The sequence below is a fragment of the Bradyrhizobium sp. LA6.8 genome (assembly GCF_040547935.1).
GTDB lineage: Bacteria > Pseudomonadota > Alphaproteobacteria > Rhizobiales > Xanthobacteraceae > Bradyrhizobium > Bradyrhizobium barranii.
Map to the genome: position 1 here is coordinate 291,987 of NZ_JBEPQQ010000001.1, position 18,096 is coordinate 310,082.

The 18,096-nt window shown below is 62.3% G+C and carries 20 protein-coding genes; 7 read left to right on the plus strand and 13 right to left on the minus strand.

What is annotated here, in order from left to right; translation table 11 throughout:
* Nucleotides 1-306: 306 nt before the first annotated feature.
* The 6 genes from ABIA90_RS01180 to ABIA90_RS01205 all read right to left on the minus strand — a co-directional run bounded on the left by ABIA90_RS01180 (nucleotide 307) and on the right by ABIA90_RS01205 (nucleotide 6,091).
* Nucleotides 307-1,080 carry a fumarylacetoacetate hydrolase family protein gene (locus ABIA90_RS01180; RefSeq protein WP_354116986.1) on the minus strand — a complete coding sequence of 258 codons (774 nt, stop codon included), beginning with the start codon at nucleotides 1,078-1,080 and terminating at the stop codon, nucleotides 307-309.
* Nucleotides 1,081-1,091: 11 nt separating this feature from the next.
* On the minus strand, nucleotides 1,092-2,111 hold the full coding sequence (locus tag ABIA90_RS01185) for a 2-dehydropantoate 2-reductase (RefSeq protein WP_063984530.1): 1,020 nt from the start codon (nucleotides 2,109-2,111) through the stop codon (nucleotides 1,092-1,094).
* Nucleotides 2,112-2,209: 98 nt separating this feature from the next.
* Entirely contained in the window at nucleotides 2,210-2,638 is a 429-nt protein-coding gene (locus ABIA90_RS01190) for a CBS domain-containing protein (RefSeq protein ID WP_063984529.1), read from the minus strand.
* A 179-nt stretch (nucleotides 2,639-2,817) separates the two neighbouring features.
* On the minus strand, nucleotides 2,818-4,155 hold the full coding sequence (oxlT, locus tag ABIA90_RS01195; RefSeq protein WP_354116987.1) for an oxalate/formate MFS antiporter: 1,338 nt from the start codon (nucleotides 4,153-4,155) through the stop codon (nucleotides 2,818-2,820).
* Between the two features lie 260 nt (nucleotides 4,156-4,415).
* Nucleotides 4,416-5,708, minus strand: coding sequence for an oxalate/formate MFS antiporter (oxlT, locus tag ABIA90_RS01200; RefSeq protein WP_354116988.1), 1,293 nt, complete (start codon nucleotides 5,706-5,708; stop codon nucleotides 4,416-4,418).
* Between the two features lie 245 nt (nucleotides 5,709-5,953).
* Nucleotides 5,954-6,091 (minus strand): hypothetical protein, encoded by a 138-nt coding sequence (locus ABIA90_RS01205; protein ID WP_166098301.1) that lies wholly within the window; start codon nucleotides 6,089-6,091, stop codon nucleotides 5,954-5,956.
* Nucleotides 6,092-6,438: 347 nt separating this feature from the next.
* On the opposite strand from ABIA90_RS01205, the gene ABIA90_RS01210 reads away from it, so the two are divergent.
* Nucleotides 6,439-7,770 (plus strand): Hsp70 family protein, encoded by a 1,332-nt coding sequence (locus tag ABIA90_RS01210; RefSeq protein WP_354116989.1) that lies wholly within the window; start codon nucleotides 6,439-6,441, stop codon nucleotides 7,768-7,770.
* Nucleotides 7,771-7,812: 42 nt separating this feature from the next.
* On the opposite strand, the gene ABIA90_RS01215 is transcribed toward ABIA90_RS01210, so the two are convergent.
* Complete coding sequence (locus tag ABIA90_RS01215) at nucleotides 7,813-8,256, minus strand: SRPBCC family protein (protein WP_354116990.1); 444 nt, start codon at nucleotides 8,254-8,256, stop codon at nucleotides 7,813-7,815.
* A gap of 181 nt (nucleotides 8,257-8,437) precedes the next feature.
* A complete protein-coding gene (locus tag ABIA90_RS01220) occupies nucleotides 8,438-8,875 on the minus strand; it encodes a DUF2147 domain-containing protein (protein WP_354116991.1) in 438 nt (145 codons plus the stop codon).
* Nucleotides 8,876-9,013: 138 nt separating this feature from the next.
* Between ABIA90_RS01220 and ABIA90_RS01225 the strand changes: the two genes are divergently transcribed.
* Nucleotides 9,014-9,580: a DUF2975 domain-containing protein gene (locus tag ABIA90_RS01225; protein ID WP_063984524.1), complete on the plus strand. Its 567-nt coding sequence runs from the start codon at nucleotides 9,014-9,016 to the stop codon at nucleotides 9,578-9,580.
* 11 nt (nucleotides 9,581-9,591) lie between these two features.
* A complete protein-coding gene (locus ABIA90_RS01230) occupies nucleotides 9,592-9,834 on the plus strand; it encodes a helix-turn-helix domain-containing protein (RefSeq protein ID WP_071917595.1) in 243 nt (80 codons plus the stop codon).
* A 148-nt stretch (nucleotides 9,835-9,982) separates the two neighbouring features.
* On the opposite strand, the gene ABIA90_RS01235 is transcribed toward ABIA90_RS01230, so the two are convergent.
* A complete protein-coding gene (locus tag ABIA90_RS01235; protein WP_354116993.1) occupies nucleotides 9,983-10,672 on the minus strand; it encodes a hypothetical protein in 690 nt (229 codons plus the stop codon).
* A 542-nt stretch (nucleotides 10,673-11,214) separates the two neighbouring features.
* Here ABIA90_RS01235 and ABIA90_RS01240 point away from each other — a divergent pair.
* From ABIA90_RS01240 to ABIA90_RS01250, 3 genes are all read left to right on the plus strand, one after another.
* Nucleotides 11,215-11,424: a cold-shock protein gene (locus ABIA90_RS01240; protein WP_028151479.1), complete on the plus strand. Its 210-nt coding sequence runs from the start codon at nucleotides 11,215-11,217 to the stop codon at nucleotides 11,422-11,424.
* Nucleotides 11,425-11,521: 97 nt separating this feature from the next.
* Complete coding sequence (locus ABIA90_RS01245) at nucleotides 11,522-11,764, plus strand: transcriptional regulator (protein ID WP_247308555.1); 243 nt, start codon at nucleotides 11,522-11,524, stop codon at nucleotides 11,762-11,764.
* A gap of 54 nt (nucleotides 11,765-11,818) precedes the next feature.
* On the plus strand, nucleotides 11,819-12,043 hold the full coding sequence (locus tag ABIA90_RS01250) for a hypothetical protein (protein ID WP_028151477.1): 225 nt from the start codon (nucleotides 11,819-11,821) through the stop codon (nucleotides 12,041-12,043).
* Between the two features lie 206 nt (nucleotides 12,044-12,249).
* Here ABIA90_RS01250 and ABIA90_RS01255 read toward each other — a convergent pair whose 3' ends face one another.
* On the minus strand, nucleotides 12,250-12,432 hold the full coding sequence (locus tag ABIA90_RS01255) for a hypothetical protein (protein ID WP_063984522.1): 183 nt from the start codon (nucleotides 12,430-12,432) through the stop codon (nucleotides 12,250-12,252).
* 305 nt (nucleotides 12,433-12,737) lie between these two features.
* Here ABIA90_RS01255 and bioB point away from each other — a divergent pair, with 305 nt between their 5' ends.
* Nucleotides 12,738-13,724 carry a biotin synthase BioB gene (gene bioB, locus ABIA90_RS01260; protein ID WP_354117612.1) on the plus strand — a complete coding sequence of 329 codons (987 nt, stop codon included), beginning with the start codon at nucleotides 12,738-12,740 and terminating at the stop codon, nucleotides 13,722-13,724.
* Between the two features lie 315 nt (nucleotides 13,725-14,039).
* On the opposite strand, the gene frc is transcribed toward bioB, so the two are convergent.
* The 3 genes from frc to ABIA90_RS01275 form a co-directional block, all read right to left on the minus strand.
* Nucleotides 14,040-15,317, minus strand: a complete 1,278-nt coding sequence (gene frc, locus ABIA90_RS01265) for a formyl-CoA transferase (protein WP_354116994.1) — start codon at nucleotides 15,315-15,317, stop codon at nucleotides 14,040-14,042.
* A 66-nt stretch (nucleotides 15,318-15,383) separates the two neighbouring features.
* Nucleotides 15,384-17,117 (minus strand): oxalyl-CoA decarboxylase, encoded by a 1,734-nt coding sequence (gene oxc / locus ABIA90_RS01270; protein WP_354116995.1) that lies wholly within the window; start codon nucleotides 17,115-17,117, stop codon nucleotides 15,384-15,386.
* 74 nt (nucleotides 17,118-17,191) lie between these two features.
* Nucleotides 17,192-17,887, minus strand: coding sequence for a GntR family transcriptional regulator (locus ABIA90_RS01275; protein WP_166105920.1), 696 nt, complete (start codon nucleotides 17,885-17,887; stop codon nucleotides 17,192-17,194).
* Between the last annotated feature and the right edge of the window lie 209 nt (nucleotides 17,888-18,096).

Below are 18,096 nucleotides of genomic sequence, written 5' to 3' on the forward strand. Positions count from 1 at the left end.
GCGAGCCGGCGAACCTCGGGCTATCATTTCCCGAGGAAGTTCGTGCGCATCTTGTCGGCGAACCAGACCACGAAGATCGCAGCGAACGAAAGAGCGAAGTACAGAGCCGCCCAGAGAAGTGCATTACTGGCGTTCGACATGACATCCTCCCTTGCATCAGAAATCGATCTGTTGCCGGGAAGGATAGCGGCAGCCGCGACCGCCGATTTGCGCAGGATCAATTTTTGCCGGGCTGCGGCGCAAATGGCCGGCGAGCCTTCATTCCGGGCCCACGATGGATTTGCGGCCTAGGAATGACGCAGCGAGTTACAGCCGAAACTCGTTCGTGAGCTCGCCGATGCCGTCGATCGCGACGGTCACTGTATTCACCGGCTCCTTCATCACCCCGACGCCGACCGAGGTGCCGACGGCGATGAGGTCGCCGGGAAGCAGGGTCATGTCGTGGGAGATTTTGCTGACCAGCTCCTGCGCGGTGAAGATCATGTCCGAGATCGGATAGTTCTGCCGCTCCGCGCCGTTGAGGATGGTGCGCACGACAAGCTTGGCCGGATCGAGGCCGGTTGCGATGACGGGGCCGAACGGGCCGTAATCATCGATGCCCTTGGCGCGGGCCCATTGCGGGAAGGTGGGATCGCTGGTCAGGATGTCGTTGGCGGTGATGTCGTTGACGCAGGTGTAACCGAAGATGAAGCTGTCCGCTTCCGCCGGCGAGACCCGGGCACAGGTCCTGCCGATGACGATGCCGAGCTCGCCCTCATAGGTGGTCTTGCCGTCGTAATAAGAGGGGCGGCGGATCACGGCGCCCGGCGTCGTGATCGTCGTGGTCGCCTTCAACAGATAGAGCGGCTCCGGCGGCTCGGGCTGGTTCAGCTTGGCGGCGAGCGCGTGGAAATTATTCCAGAGCGCGACGATCTTGCTGGGCGCGCAGGGCGCGAGCAGCTCGACCTCCGACAGTGCCAGAATCTTGCCGGTGGCTGCATGGCGGCCGAACATCTCGCCCTCATGCACGCTGATGCCTGAGGGCGTCAGGGTGCCGAAGCCGGTCGCACCGGCATGGCGGAAGCGCAGCCATTGTTTCATCTCGCCCGCCATCACGCCACCGCCAGTGCACGGGGATCGGCAGGCGCTGAGACGCCGTCATAGAGGCCGGCGATGCGGGCGCGCTGGGTCACCATCGCCAGCACCGAGTCGAGCGCGGGCGTGGCGATGCCGGTGAGGCGGCCCATCTCCTGCACCACGGTGACGAGCGGGTCGATCTCCATCGGACGGCCGCGCTCGAGATCCTGGAGCATCGAGGTCTTGTGCGCGCCGACCTTGCGGGCGCCCTCGATGCGGCGCTCGACGTCGACGCGGAATTTGACGCCAAACGTCTCGGCGATGCCTTGCGTCTCCACCATGATCGCGCGCGACAGCGCACGCGTGGAGGGATCGGTGCAGATCACGTCGAGCGTTGCATGGGTCAGTGCGCTGATCGGGTTGAAGCAGACATTGCCCCAGAGTTTCAGCCAAATCTCGTCGCGGATGCGGTCGAGCACCGGCGCTTTCAGCCCGGCGGCGACGAAGAGATCGGCGAGGCGCTGCACGTCCGAGGTGATTTCGCCGGAAGGCTCGCCGAGCGGGAAATTGTTGCCGTAGACGTGGCGGATCACGCCGGGCGCTTCGATCTCGGTGGCGGGATAGACGATGCAGCCGATGGCGCGCTCGGCGCCGATCTCGCGCCACTGCCGTCCGCCGGGGTCGATGCTCTCCAGCGTCGAATTCTCGTATTGGCCGCCGTGCTTGTAGAAATACCAATAGGGAATGCCGTTGACGGCGGTGACGATGCGGGTGTGCGGCCCGAGCAGCGGCTGCATCTTCTCGATCACGCCGGTGATCGAATGCGCCTTCAGCGTGATGATGATGTAGTCCTGCACGCCGAGCTCGGCGGGATCGTCGGTGCAGCGCGGATGCACGGTGTGCTTCTCCTCGCCCGCGAGCAGGGTCAGCCCGCGCTCGCGCATCGCGGCAAGGTGGGCGCCGCGCGCGACCAGGCTGACGTCGGCGCCAGCGCGTGCGAGCTGAACCCCGAGATATCCGCCGATCGCGCCGGCGCCGTAGATGCAGATCTTCATGAAATCCTCGCGGGTGTCCGGAATTTTGGGACGAAAGATCCGGTCCGGCTCGGAGAGGTCCGAGCCGGGGCCGGTAGTCGCAGGGGAAGTGTGACGCTTTAAGCTGCTGCTTGCGGCGAGCCGTTGATCGCTTCGTCAACGGCAGCAGCAATGTCGCGCATGCTGATGACGGAGACGAGGCTGTAATCGTCGATGACCGGCAGGTGACGGATGTGATTGCGGTTCATCAGATGCCGGACGTGCTCGATCGTGTCTGAGGAGCTGCAGGACACCAGCTGCTGCACCGACACGAGCTGCGAGACCTTGACGTTAATGGCGTTGGCACCATGCTCGGCGACGGCGCGCACCACGTCACGCTCGGTGAACATGCCGACCGCGGTGTTGCCTTCTGAACGGACCACGTCCTTGACCACCAGCGCGCTGATGTTGTTGGCGCGCATCAGCTTGGCGGCGATACCCACCGTTTCGTTCATTCGCACCGTGACAACGCGCGGTGTCTTTTTGCGCAGAATGTCTCCGACCAGCATTGCAACCTCCCTAGGTGAATGACAGGCGAAGTGTGGTATACATAATGCCAATCGTCAAGCATTCGATTTGGCTGATCCGAAAATTCTTGCGGCAGCAATACTGACGTTTGTCATCGTGCCAAAAAGGAAAAGGGGCGCATCGCTGCGCCCCTTTCGACCGATTGAAAGGCGTGTGGTCGCTACGCTGTCTCGGTCTTGGCGTTGCCGGTCTTGGCGGTGCCGGTCGCGGCGTTGGCGCTCTCGGCTTCCTTGCCGAGGATGAAGGAGCGGCGCAGCGGCTTGATCACGAACAGCGCCGTGAGCGCCGCCGTCGCGTTCAGCGCCACTGCGACCACGAACACCGCCTTCCAGCCGTACGTTGCCGAGATCACGCTGGCGAGAGGGACGAGCAGGGATGCCGTGCCTTTCGCGGTGTAGAGCATGCCGTTGTTGGTGGTTGCGTATTTCGAACCGAAGGTGTCGCCGCAGGTCGCAGGGAACAGCGAGTAGATTTCGCCGAACACGCCGAAGTAAACCGCGGTCGCGAGCACGAACACGATCGGGATGTTTCCATAGGCCGACAGCGTCAGCAGCATTACCGCCGCGGTGCCGAACGCGATGAACATGGTGTGCTCGCGGCCGATCGTGTCGGAGACCCAGCCGAAGAAGGGACGTCCGAAACCGTCGAAGATGCGGTCGAGCGAGATCGCGAACGTCAATGCCGCCATCTGGAAGCCCGCGAGCGTCACCGGCGTGTCGGCGATCTTGAAGTCGTGCGCGATCGGGCCGATCTGTGCCGCGGTCATCAGGCCGCCGGAGGCGACCATGACGAAAACGAGATACATCACCCAGAAAATAGGGGTGCGCAGCACCTGCGGCGGGGTGAAGTCGATCTTCGTCTGCGGCAGATTGAGCTGCTTCTTCTTCGGCGGGATCGAGATCCGCGGCGGCTGGATGAAGAAGGCGAGCACGAACACGATCAGGCCCTGGGCGATGCCGAAGGTGAGGAACGCGTGCTGGTAGCCGCTCGTTACGATCATGGTCGCGATCGGCACAATGGTGAGCGCGGCGCCCGCGCCGAAGCCGGCAGCGGTCGCACCGGCGGCGAGACCGCGGCGATCGGGGAACCATTTCAGCGCGTTGCCGACGCAGGTGCCGTACACCGCGCCGGCGCCCATGCCGCCGACGACCGCGGCGGCGTAGAGCAGGGCGAGCGAGTCAGCGTAGGAGTTGAGCACCCAGGACAGCGCGATCATGACGCCGCCGAACATGATGACGATGCGCGGACCGTATTTGTCGACGAACCAGGCCTCGATCGGCACCAGCCAGGTCTCGGTGACGACGAAGATGGTGAAAGCGAGCTGGATCGCCGCGCGGCCCCAATGATACTTGGCGTCAATCGGATCGACGAACAACGTCCAGCCGTATTGCAGATTGGCGATCATCGCCATGCAGACGATGCCCATGGCGAGTTGGAACCAACGGAAACCGGTGCGAAGAGGCGCAGCTGTGACGGCGCCGTCCGTGCTGGAAATCATCAATAACCTCCCAACGCGCCTGATTGAATGCGACCTGGGATTGCAAGATGACCCAGTGTCGCAAATATTGTGGCTTATCGTCGCAAGCGCGGCGGGGACATTGGTATACCATATTCCAGAAGGCAAGCCCAATCTTGTGACGCAGCGCAAGAAAAGTGCACGGTTCCCTTCAGGTCAGCGGTAGCCAAGGCGGGTTCTGAAAAAACGAAAACGCCCGGCCGTGAGGCCGGGCGTCGTGCTTGAAGGAGTGGTGGAGTGCGTCAGGCGGCGACGGTCGATTTCGCGACCACGACCTTGCGCCAGGGCTTGAGCACCATGATCGCCAGCAACGAAGCCAGGATGTTGGCGCCGGCCGCGATGATGAACACGCTGTCCCACGTGCCCGACGATTGCTGCATGTAGTTGGCGATCGGGACAAGCAGCGCGGCGGTGCCCTTTGCGGTGTAGAGCAGGCCCGCATTGGTGGTCGCGAACTTGGCGCCGAACGTGTCGGTGCAGGTCGAGGGGAACAGCGAGTAGATCTCACCCCAGGCGAAGAACACGAAGCCCGACAGCAACACGAACCAGAGCGGGTCGTGTCCCCAGAGGTAGAGCATCCAGATGCCGAAGCCTTCCATGCCGAAGGCGATGAACATCGTGTTCTCGCGGCCGATCATGTCGGAGATCCAGCCGAAGAACGGACGCGTCAGACCGTTGAGCACGCGGTCGATCGTGGCTGCGAACGTCACCGCGGTCATCGTCACCGCCATCAGCGTCACCGGAACGCTGTCGACCTTCCAGTCGACTGCGATCGGCTTCAGGTTCGCCGTCACCATCAGGCCGCCGGCGCCGACGATCACGAACATGAAGTACATCAGCCAGAAGATCGGCTGGCGCAGCACTTCGGTTGGCTGATAGTTGCGGCGGGTCTGTTGCAACGCAGCGTTCTGCACAACGGGAGGCACCTGTCCGGCCTTCGGCGCGTAGAGGAAGAAGGCGAGGATGCAGATGATGATGCCCTGGCCGAGCCCGAAATACAGGAAGGTGGTTTGGAATCCGCTGTCCTTGATCATGGCCTGAATCGGCGCAACCGTGAGCGCGGAGCCCGCGCCGAAACCGGCCGCCGTGATGCCGGCAGCAAGACCGCGCTTGTCGGGAAACCATTTCAGCGCATTGCCGACGCAGGTGCCGTAGACGCCGCCGGCGCCGATGCCCGCGATGATCATGCCGAGATAGAAGCCGTTGAGCGTGGTGGCTTGCGCATTGATCGCCCAACCGATGGCGCAGAGCACGCCGCCGACGAGCACGACGATGCGCGGGCCGTATTTGTCGACGAACCATCCTTCGACCGGCACCAGCCATGTCTCGAACAGTACGAAGAGCGTAAAGGCCCATTGGATCGAGGCGCGATCCCAGCCGAACTTTTTCTGGATGTCGGGGACGAAGAACGTCCAGCCGTATTGATAATTGGCGATCATCACCATCGCCGCTACACCGACCGCCAATTGCGCCCAGCGATACGTGTCGCTAACCCGCGCGGCGGTTGGAACCGTTGCCTGCACCATGTCCGTCATAAAGCCTCCCGTGGCGCCTCTAATTTTTCTGCGAGCGCTGGAGGGGCATTCTTGTATTCATTATGCCAAGGTTCAAGCGCTGGTCCGATCACCGTGCGCAAATGCCGCAGGACCTTCATCGGTTGCCGCTGTGACTCGGGACAACGCAAATAGAAATGGCCCCGTCCTGCGGGGCCATTCATCAAAAGTAGTATGTGGACGGTTCTGAAACCGGCGCGTCGCGCTTGCCGCGCGGGAGGCGCTGCTTACAGGCCGAAGCGGGGCAGGTCGCCGTTGTGATTCGAAATCTCGGCGCTCGCCATCAGGAAGCGATCGACCGCGGCCAGGAAGCGGGTGAACAGCGAGGCGGAGGGGGCGAGCGCGACGGAAGCGGTCTTGGACATCTGAATTCCCTTTCTCGAGACGGTCAGTGATGCTGTCTCATTTCGAAGGGCAATCTACGTATACCAGATTCCAGTGTCCATGCATGCCATTGCATAGCAGCATGCATGCTCCCGCATTGCAGCATAATGATCCGTTAAAGGGACCGAACCGAGCTCAAAATTGCCAGCCGGGCTGCTGGAATTGCGAGATCGGCCCCAAAAGGCCCCCATTACGGAGGCAAAAGAGCGCGGACAGAGCGGCGCGCGGGTTCCAAATCCAACCGCACTGCAACATTCAAGGTCTTGGCAGGCCCAGCCAAAGCCGTTAGTGGTCTGCCCCCTTTTCCAATCAACTGTCAGAGTGGTTCATGTCGAGCGCCTCGCCCGCCGTCTCGATCGGCATCGATTTTGGGACCAGCAACACGGTCGTCGCGATCGCGGCGGACGATCGCCGGGTCGAGGCCATCCGCTTCGATCACGGCGGCCAGCGCCACAGCGTCTACGTCTCGGCGCTGTGCTTCTGGGAGGATCGGCCGGGCGCCGGCGCCCAGGCCGAAGGCGGTCCATGGGCCATCGAGACGTTCCTCGAAGGCCGCCACGTCTACCGCTTCCTGCAGTCGTTCAAGACGTTTGCGGCGAGCTCCAGCTTCAACACCACGCAAGTGTTTCGGCAGCGCTTCAAGTTCGAGGACATTCTGGCGGCGTTCCTGCGCACGCTGGCGCGCCATGGCGGCGAAAAGTTCGGCTTCGAGACGTCCAACATCACGGTCGGCCGCCCGGTGCGGTTCGCCGGCGGCAATCCCGACGAAGAGCTGGCGATGCAGCGCTATCGGGCCGCGTTCGAACGCCTCGGCGCCGGCCACGCGCGCTATGTCTACGAGCCCGTGGGCGCGGCGTTCTCCTTCGCCCGACGGCTGGAGCGTGATGCCACCGTGCTGGTTGCGGATTTCGGCGGCGGCACCAGCGATTTCTCGGTGATGCGCTTTTCGCGCGCGGGAGGAGCCTTGCGCGCCGAGCCGCTTGGACACGCCGGCATCGGCATTGCCGGCGACACCTTCGATTACCGCATCGTCGACCACGTCGTCTCGCCGCGGCTGGGAAAAGGCTCCAGCTTCCGCTCGTTCGACAAGGTGCTGCCGGTCCCCACCGGCCACTACACCAACCTCGCGCGCTGGCATCAGCTCGCGATGATGAAGAGCAATGGCGATCTGCGCGAGCTTCGGGAGCTTGCGCGCAGCGCGCTGAAGCCGAAGCTTCTTGAAGATTTCATCACCATCGTCGATCTCGACCTCGGCTTTTCGCTCTACCGCGCGGTATCTGACGCCAAGGTCGCGCTGTCGGCGCGGGACGAGGTGGACTTCCGCTTCAAGGGGGGCGGCGTCGACATCGGTGCGACCATCACACGGAAGAATTTTGAATCCTGGATTGCCGACGACATCGCCCGGCTGGGTGCCACCGTCGACAAGGTGCTAAGCGAAGCGGGCATCACCGCGCGCGAGGTGGAGAAGGTGTTCTTGACCGGCGGGACTTCCTTCGTTCCGGCCGTCAGAAAGCTGTTCGCCGACCGGTTCGGCAACGAACGGCTGATGTCGGGCGACCAGTTCGAGTCGATCGCCTACGGCCTCGCGCTGATTGGACACAGTCCCGATCCGGACCGCTGGACCGCGGACGGGGGGCTCAAGTCGAAGGCGGGCGCGTGAGCATCACCATCACGCAGCCGTCCCTTTCGCGTGGTCTGGAAGCTATTGCTTGATATCGGGCTCGACGAGCCTTGCGAGGTTTCGCAGCGATTCCTGCCAGCCGAGATAGCAGGCCTCCGGCGGGATGACGTCAGGGATGCCGGCTTGGGTAATGTCAACCTCGGTGCCGACCGAGACCTTCTTCAGCGTCACGGTCACCTGGATTTCGCCGGGCAGATTGGGGTCGTCGAACCTGTCGGTGTAGCGGAGACGTTCGCCGGGGACGAGCTCGAGATATTCGCCGCCGAAGGCGTGGCTGTTGCCCGTCGTGAAATTCCGGAACGACATCTTGAACGTGCCCCCGACCTTGGGCTCGAGGTGATGGACGGTGCAGGTAAAGCCGTTCGGCGGAAGCCATTTCGCCAGCGCATCCGCCTCGAGGAAGGCGCGATAGACTTTCTCCGGACTGGTCGAGAGAACGCGGTGCAGACGTACAGTGCTGGGCATGTTCCTTCATCCTCTTGCATTGATGGGCCGACCTTGGCGTCTACGGCCCATTCATGTCTCAAGGACGACCGGGATGCCGCCGATCCGACATGGCATTGCAGATAAACGAGGGCCGCCGAAACCGGCGGCCTTTGATGTTGCCTTTGAAGTTGTTGGAAGTTGTTTTGGATCGGGTTGCCGCTCACCGCGTCCAGTCTTCACCTGCGCACAACGTTCCCATGCAGCCCCGGACGTTGAGACTGCCGGATGGCAGCAAGGTGACGGTGCTCGCATAGGTCTTTCCGTCGTCGGCATTGTAGATCCTGCCCGACCATTGATTGGCGCCGGCAGCCTGCATGTCGATGAACAGGGAGATGCCGACGATCTTCCGGCCGCGCAATGTAGGATCGGCGTTATGGTCGTCGAGCTGCGCCTTGCCCGTCTTCTTATCGATCGGCTCCTTCAGCCAGACGACCCGGCCGCATAGCGCATTGCCGCAACGGCTCACCTTGATCCTCGCGTCGCCAGACTGTGTCAGCCAGACGCCGGCAGGACCGCTGGCCGTTGCGGCTTCGGCGTTTCCAAGCGGGGAGATGGACAACAGCGCTGCGAGCAGGTGCCGGACGAGCGTGGAACGCATGGGGGCTCCATATTGGATCAATTGTCATGAAATATTTCATGATAAACGATCAATATATCGCGCTTAAGGTTGAGTCAATCGCGCGGAACATGCATATTGGGGGAGGGTGGCTGCCTGGAAATTGCGGAGTGCTTGGAGATGGGTGTGGTGGAGATATCGGTACGTGAGGCCCGGCAGAGCTGGTTCCGGCGTCTCGATCTTGCGTTCTGGGCGATCTGGGCGGCACTGCCGGTGGTGGTGTGGCTCGCCTATCTCCGGAGCACGACCGCCTCCGCCTCGATCGCGGCGAGCCTTGGTCCCGACCAGGTGAAATGCGCAGGCCTTGTCGCCAATCCGCTCGAGATGTCGCGCCCGGGACAGCTGTTGTTCTGGACGCTATTTGCGCTTCAGCTCTCGTTCTTCGCCGTGTTGATCGGCATCCTGCACCGTATGGTGCACCGATTCGCACGCGGCCGGATCTTCGCGTCCGAGACGCTTCAGGGCGTGTGGTGGATGGGGATCATTCTGGTGATCTGGCCGTTCATCGACCTGATCACCAGCAACGCGGTGGCTTATGCCTTGCACGAGATCGGCGACGTCAAGTTCTTCCTGCCGTCCTACAACGTCGACATCGGCACGATCGCGGGCGGGATGTTCCTGATGGCGCTGAAATTCGTCATCGAGCACGCCATCCTGCTGCAGTCCGAAAACGAGCTGACGATCTGAGGTGAATGCTTGTGCCGATCGTCGTGAACCTCGATGTCATGCTTGCGAAGCGGAAGCGCCGCCTCGGGGACCTCGCCGACGCAATCGGCATTTCCATCCAGAACCTGTCGGTCCTGAAAACGGGCAAGGCGAGGGCGATGCGCTTCTCGACCCTGGCCGCGATCTGCCGCGAGCTCGATTGTCAGCCCGGAGACATCCTCGAATATGTCGCAGGCGAGGAGGGCAGCGATGAGGATGCAGGCGAGGGGAGCTGAGCTTACACCTGGCGAGCCTTGTCCGCCTTCGTGCTCCACGCGAGAACACACATCCCCCATGTGCAATGGTTGGCCGTTTGCGCGCTCAATCGAATCGAGTTCGCCAGGTGCGAGATCTAACCTCGCGGCCGGCCGGACGACCGATCCGTCAGATCGTTGCCACATCCTGCGGCGTCATCGTGAAGGCGAGCCGGTAGCGGCCGATCGTCGGATTGTCTTGCGCGCCCAGGGCGCCAAGCGCCGCCGGCGAAAGTCGGTCGGCGGTCACCTGCTCGATCGCGTCGGCATCGTAACCCGACAGCAGCATGATCCAGTCGGCGGCGCCGTCCTTGCCGCGGATCTGCTGCTCGGTGGTGGGCGAGCTGGTCCGGGGTGTGTCGGTGAGGAGGAGGTGGGCGCCGGTCAGTCCCGGCATCTGCGCCAATGTGCCGAGCGTCTCCGAGAGATGTGTCTGCAACTCCGCCTCGCGCCCGGCCTCCGGCGAAAGCCGGATGGTGGCGAGCGAGGTCGCGACGCCACCGCCAAAGCTGGCGGCGACGCGGCACTGGCTGCGAACCATGCCGAGATGGTGCGGCATCATCTTGGTCGACCACGGCGTCGGCGCGTTGAGCCGGTCGAGATAGCCCTTCGACGTGAGCACCTCGTACCGCTCCAGCTCGTACAGCACGAAGAAGCCGTCGGTGTCCGTCGTGCTGGTCCAGCGCGATCCGCGCCGGAAGCCGGGAATGCTCATCCGCTCGGGAAAATGTTCGTGGGAATGCCAGTCGCCGAACTCCGCGCGCTGCTCGCGGCGGACGCTCCACCACATCGCGACGGCGGCCTGACCGAGCAGTGACATGCTGACCTCCCTGTTTTCCAGCACTTTGCCTTGACGCCGACGCCGGGAGCAAGTCGTTCACGCTTCCAATCCGACCCCGCACTGTCAGGTGCGATTTGCTATCTCAGCGCGGCGGAGGCGCTTGGCAGCCTTTCGTTGCCCGCAGTCGATTGGCTGGAGGGAGAGTGGTGCGGTTCTTCCGAGAGCAGCTTGCTGGTGGTGTACGGGTGAGCGCTCGATAGCCCGACATCGCGTCGACGCTCTCGGGGCAACACAGTTATTGGCACCAAATCGCGGTTGCGAACGCGCAACTCACCTTGCCTTAGGCGCCTTTCGAGCCTGAATTCGCAAAGTCCGAATTGTTCCGCCGAAGCCCATGGGGCATTAAATCCCGCCAAGCCTTGCAACTGGCGCCGATGAGGTATACGTTGGTGCTGTTCGTTCAGCCGCTGTGCCTTGTTGAATGCGCCCGCGGGCTCCTTTTCCAGAGACATCGACGAATTGAATCTGGTTCTGCGTGAGTGTCACGCGGAATGTGCGCGTATGCGCTTTGGAGAAGAATAATGACGACAGGTACCGTGAAGTGGTTCAACGGCCAAAAGGGCTTTGGATTCATTCAGCCCGACGACGGCGGCAACGATGTGTTCGTTCACATCAGCGCAGTCGAGCGGGCTGGTCTCTCAGGTCTCGCCGAGGGCCAGAAGGTCAACTTCGAGGCCAAGACCGACAAGATGCGAGGCAAGGTCAGCGCAGAGAATCTCTCGCTGGCCTAAGATCCTGCGCCGTTTCACGGATGTACTGAAACGGCCACGCTGCCCGCTCGATCCCAGGGATTGAGCGGGTTTTGTCCGTTGCGGGAGTGGGTGAAGCATGAGCGGCAAGAAGTCGGCTGAACCGTCACCCCAAAGCATTGCGCGTACCAACCGTCAGCGTTTGGCTGCCGAGGAGGGAACGCGGGCAATGGCGGACGTCGAGAGACAGGCCGTCGATGTTCGCAAGAACATGGCGCGGCTTCGCGAACTGCGCGAAGCCAAGGAAGCGGCCGACGCAACTCTTCAAGCATCGCTGCCGGCACCAACCCTGACGAAGCGCAAGAGAAAGCTGACGCCATAGTCGAATTCAACTGCGTCGACGAAAATCTGGAGAGGGCCGGTCACATGCCAAAGAGTGCGGATCGTGCCTAGGATCAAGTCGGACAGCGGTGGTACAATCACCTTCTTTCTTGCGCTTGGCGCCGGCCGGCAGATGTGCCGCCTTGCGACCACGTTTCAGACGCAGAAGCAGGCCTTCAGCTATCTTCAGAAGTACCGGACGGAATTCGAGCGCATCGCGCGGAGCCGACTGGCCTCCGGGGAGCTCGAAGACGGGATCGTCGTGCTTTCGATGCTCTAAAGCATGATACGGACCCGACGGGCCGCGTTAGCGCAAAGTGCGAAGCGGTTTTCCGAAAAGATCATGCTCAGACAATAACCTAAAGCGCGATGACGATTCATTCCGATCTCATCGCACTTTGAGTCAGGCGTCGATTTCGACGCGACGCGCTCAGCGCCAGCCTTCATCGCGCGGATGCAACATCGTGACCCGGCAGGGAACGCGTCCTATTCAGAGCGGTCCTTCGGCTCGGCCTCGCGGGCCAGTCGCTCCGCTTTCAGCCGCTCGCGATTCTCGTTGAAGGAGTGCTGGTCCTTCGCATAGTCATTGATCGGCTTCTGCGTTTTGACAGGCTTGAACGCCTTGTTGGCTTCACGCTTGGCCCGATCCGAGGATTGATCTCTCAACATTTCGACCTCGTTTTGATCAACAAGCTGTGACAGGACAGGTGCTGGCCGACGCCTCCCACCCGCAAACGCTGTGCGTGGGCTTGCTACCTTTCGGGGCGAGAAGAAGGCCAATTCTGCAGCGTTGCGCAGATGCTTTTGCGATGTGTTTCAGTCCCTCGCCTTGGCGGCTGCGTTGCTCGTACGTCGGGATAGCACGCCGGCTTAGACAACAATGGCACGCCGCCGCTTTTGTTCCAAGGACCCTGCGGACTGGCACCAGGTTTGCGATAGTGCGATTGTCCCGCCGCAATGTCAGGAGATGTGTAATGCTCGGTGTGAACGACGGGGAGACAATCCCCGCAAAGGAAAGGCCGCAAAGGTCTCAAAGATGGACTGGTGAAGATGCATGGGCGGCTTACCAGCTTCCCTTCAACGATCTGCTCTTCCGTTCACAATCCGTACATCGGGAGCATTTTGACCCAAATCGCGTGCAGTTGAGCCGGCTGCTGAACATCAAGACAGGTGGTTGTCCGGAAGACTGCGGTTACTGCAGCCAGTCGTCGCATCATGCGACCGCTCTTGCAGCCTCCAAGTTGATGGAGGTCGGGAAGATCGTTGCCGAGGCACGCAAGGCAAAAGACAGCGGCGCGACGCGTTATTGCATGGGCGCGGCCTGGCGCAATCCGAAGCCGCGCGACATGGATGCCATTATCGAGGTCGTCGGAGCCGTGAAGGAGCTCGGGCTCGAGACCTGCATGACGCTCGGCATGCTCGACCGGGATCAGGCCGACCGGCTGAGTGCTGCCGGGCTTGATTACTACAATCACAATATCGATACCTCGGAGCGCTTCTATCCGAGCGTTACCTCCACCCGCACGTTCGCCGATCGTCTCGATACGCTGGAGCATGTCCGCGATGCCGGCATGAAAGTGTGCTGCGGCGGAATTCTCGGCATGGGTGAGAGCGAACAGGACCGCGTCGACATGCTGGTCACGCTCGCCAACCTCCCGGAAGCGCCGGAGAGCGTGCCGATCAACATGCTGATCCCGATTCCGGGAACGCCGATGGCGAAGGCGACGCCGATAGGTCCGATCGAGTTCGTGCGCATTGTCGCGCTGGCGCGTATCATGATGCCGGCCTCTTTCGTGCGACTCTCGGCGGGGCGGTCGGCGATGACCGACGAGATGCAGGCGCTGTGCTTCTTTGCCGGTGCAAACTCGATCTTCGTCGGCGACACGCTGCTGACGGCGGGCAATCCGCAGGACGAAGCCGATCGAAAGTTGTTCCGCCGGCTCGGACTGGAGGCGCTCTGACCTTTTTGCAAGCCGCTGAGCCTCTTTCCCGATCATGCCTTGGCCGTTAGGTCGTTTGTCCGACGAACAACCCCTCGGCCGCTCTTCGCCGGGCAGGATATTGGCTTTGTCGGATCATGGCATAATGCCTCTGTTTTGCCCGACGCGGCAAAAGACATTTCGTGAAATACGAAATCGTTTATGACCAACAGGTTAGCTACTGTGCATGGGGTTGTTTTTCCATTTTTTAGTCACAGCCGCGACCGCACGGTCTTCTGAAGCAAAAAGGGCCGCCCCTTCGGGCGGCCCTTTCGTCTTGGCTTGAACTAGATCCGCTTACTCAGCGGCCTGCTTCTGCGGCGGCTCGAGCGCGCCGGACTTGTGGATGTCGGCGACCTGGTGATCGCTGAAGCCGAGCACGCTGCGCAGGATCTCGTCGGTGTGCTCGCCGAGCAGCGGGGAGCGCTCCACCTCGCTCGGGCTATCCGACAGCTTGATCGGATTGCCGACCGAGATGTACTTGCCGCGGGTCGGGTGATCGACCTCGACCACGGTGCCGGTGGCGCGCAACGACTGGTCTTCGGCGATCTCCTTCATCGACAGGATCGGGCCGCAGGGGATGTCGTCCTTGTTGAGTATTTCCATCGCCTCGAATTTCGTCTTCGTCATCGTCCACTGTTCGATGCGGGCGAAGATCTCGTTGAGGCGCGGCAGGCGGACGGCCGGCTTGGCGTAGTTCGGATCTGTCTTCCAGGTGGGCTCGCCGATCACGTCGCAGATCTTCTCCCAGACCGGGGCCTGGGTGATGAAGTAGATGTAGGCGTTGGGATCGGTCTCCCAGCCCTTGCACTTCAGGATGCGGCCGGGCTGACCACCGCCGGAATCGTTGCCGGCGCGCGGCACGGCGTCGCCGAACGGAATGCCTTCGCCGAACTGGCTGTATTCCCTAAGCGGACCATGCGCGAGGCGCTGCTGGTCGCGCAGCTTGACGCGCGCGAGGTTGAGCACGCCGTCCTGCATCGCGGCGGTGACCTTCTGGCCCTTGCCCGAATGCGTGCGCTGATAGAGGGCGGTGACGATGCCGAGCGCCAGGTGCAGGCCGGTGCCGCTGTCGCCGATCTGCGCGCCGGTGACGAGCGGCAGGCCGTCGCGGAAGCCGGTGGTCGAGGCGGCGCCGCCGGTGCACTGCGCGACGTTCTCATAGACCTTGCAGTCTTCGTAGGGGCCAGGGCCAAAGCCCTTGATCGAGGCGACGATCATCTTCGGGTTGATCGCCTGGATCTTCTCCCAGGGGAAGCCCATGCGGTCGAGCACGCCGGGGCCGAAGTTTTCGACCAGCACGTCGCACTTCTTGATCAGCTCGGTGAGGACTTCCTTGCCCTTGGGGTTCTTGGTGTCGAGCGTGATCGAGCGCTTGTTGTGGTTGAGCATGGTGAAATACAGGCTGTCCACGTTCGGGATGTCCTGCAGCTGGCCGCGGGTAATGTCGCCCACGCCCGGACGTTCCACCTTGATCACGTCGGCGCCGAACCATGCCAGCAGCTGCGTGCAGGTCGGTCCGGACTGGACGTGGGTGAAGTCGAGAATGCGAACGCCCTTGAGCGCTTTGGTCATCGTGTTGCTCCGTATACTCTGTCTGCCCCCGCAAACCGCAGGGAATTAAGGGTTGAAGGGGAGGACTTACTTTTTCTTCTGCAGAACGCTCTGCGGATTGAGGTTGCCGATGCGGCCGCTCTCCGAGCCCGCGGCCGGATCGATCACCGCGTTGATGAGCGTCGGCTTGCCCGAGGCCATCGCCTCGTTGACGGCGCGCTTGAGCTCGTCAGGCGAGGTGGCATTCACGCCGACGCCGCCGAAGGCTTCCATCATCTTGTCGTAGCGCGCGCCCTTGACGAACACCGTCGTCGCCGGATCGGCGTTGACGCTGTTGACGTCGGTGCCGCGATAGATGCCGTCATTGTTGAAGATGACGACGCAGATCGGCAGGTTGTAGCGGCAGATGGTCTCGACCTCCATGCCGGAGAAGCCGAAGGCCGAGTCGCCTTCCACCGCCAGCACGGGGTGACCGGTCTCGAGCGCAGCCGCGATCGCCTGGCCCATGCCGATGCCCATCACGCCCCAGGTGCCGACGTCGAGACGCTTGCGCGGCCTGTACATGTCGATGACGCCGCGGGCGAGGTCGAGCGTGTTGGCGCCCTCGTTGACGAGGATCGCCTCCGGGTGATCCTTGATCACGTTCTTCAGCACGCCGAGCGCACCGTGATAGTCCATCGGCGACTTGTTGTTCATGAGCTTCGGCGCCATCTTGGCGACGTTCTCGTCACGCTTGGACACGATGGCCTTGGTCCATTCGGCCGGCGGCGCGGTCCAACCCGTGCTGATCGCCTGATTGAAGGCTGATACGACCGAGCCGATGTCGCCGACGACGGGCGCGACGATCTCGACGTTGGAATCCATTTCCCTGGGCTCGATGTCGACCTGGATGAACTTCTTGGGCGCTTCGCCCCAGCTCTTGCCCTTGCCGTGCGAGAGCAGCCAGTTCAGCCGGGCGCCGATCAGCAGCACGACGTCGGATTCTTTCAGCACGGTCGAGCGGGCAGCACCGGCGCATTGCGGATGGGTGTCGGGGAGGAGGCCCTTGGCCATGCTCATCGGCAGGAACGGCACGCCGCTCTTCTCGACGAACGACTTGATCTCTTCATCGGCCTGCGCGTAGGCCGCGCCCTTGCCGAGGATGATGAGCGGACGCTTCGCCGCCTTGAGCACGTCGAGCGCGCGCTTGATCGAAGCGGGCGAGGGGATCTGCGCGGGCGCGGCGTCGATCACCTTGACTAGCGACTTTTGGCCGGCATCGGCGTTCATCACCTGGCCGAACAGTTTTGCCGGCAGGTCGAGATAGACGCCGCCCGGACGGCCCGAGACCGCGGCGCGGATGGCGCGGGCGAGACCGATGCCGATGTCCTGGGCGTGCAGCACACGATAGGCCGCCTTGCACAGCGGCTTGGCGATCGCGAGCTGGTCCATCTCTTCGTAGTCGCCCTGCTGGAGGTCGACGATCTCGCGCTCGGAGGAGCCCGAGATCAGGATCATCGGGTAGCAGTTGGTGGTGGCGTGGGCGAGCGCGGTGAGACCGTTGAGGAAGCCGGGCGCGGACACCGTGAGGCAGATGCCCGGCTTCTTGGTGAGGTAGCCGGCGATGCCTGCGGCGTAACCGGCGTTCTGCTCGTGGCGGAAGGAGATCATACGAATGCCTTCGGCCTGCGCCATGCGGCCCAAATCCGTGATCGGGATGCCCGGCACATTATAGATGGTGTTGATGCCGTTCAGCTTGAGCGCGTCGATGACGAGATGAAAGCCATCCGTCAATTCCTGCTCGGTGCCCGGTGCTTCGGACTTGGTCGCGGTATTCAGCATGGGCCTTGTCTCCCTGGTCTCATATGCCGTTTTAGGCTTTGTGGGCGAATGGCTCGCCCTTCTGGTGAACGTTGCTAGGTGAACAGTTCTTGACCGTGCGCTTCGACGTAAGCGGCAAGGCCAAGGGTGTGGTCGCGGGCGCGCTTCTCGGCGAGCTCGGTGTCGCGCGCTTCCAGTGCTTCGATCATGCTGAGATGCTCGGGCAGCGAAGTGGCGGTGCGATCCTTGCGTCCGATGGTGAGCTGGCGGTAGCCGCGCACGTGCAGCAGCAGATCGTTGGTGAGGTCGACCAGGACCGGCGATTCCGACAGCGAGATCAGCGCCTGGTGGAAGGCGATGTTGGCGCGCGAATATTCCTCGACGTGATCCTCGGGCAGGCGGTCCTTGCCGAAATCCTTGAAGTAGTCGCGCAGCGCCGTGATGTCTTTCTTGCGTGCGGTGGTGGTGATCAGGCGGGCCGCCATGCTCTCCAGCGCCGCCCAGGCGCGGATCATGTCGACGATCTCGCTCTTGGTTCTGCGCACCACCATGATGCCGCGGCGCGGAACGGTTTTGACGAACCCGTCCTGCTCGAGCATCGCGATCGCTTCGCGGATCGGGGTGCGGCTCACACCCAGGCGTTCAGACAACGCGCGCTCGTCGAGCATCACCGGCTCGGGCGTCGAGTAGATGTCCATCTTGAGGATGGCTTCCTTCAAGGCGTCATACGCCTTGTTCTTGAAGCTGCTCTCCGGGGCAATACGAACGATTGCGATATCTGCCTCGGTCATGTTCGGCAACGCCTTGGTTGGTTTCCGCAGTGACACGACGAATCTCCTCCAGTGGGAGTCGTCTTTTACAGGATTATTAACGGGAAAGTTTTTGGCATACCACATGCCAGAATGTCAAGCTGGCTATTTTTTGCGGCGTTCTAAGTCATGCAGCAGCTTGACAAGTTGGCTTCTGGCATACCAAATGCCATCGCCAGCCATTTTTGATC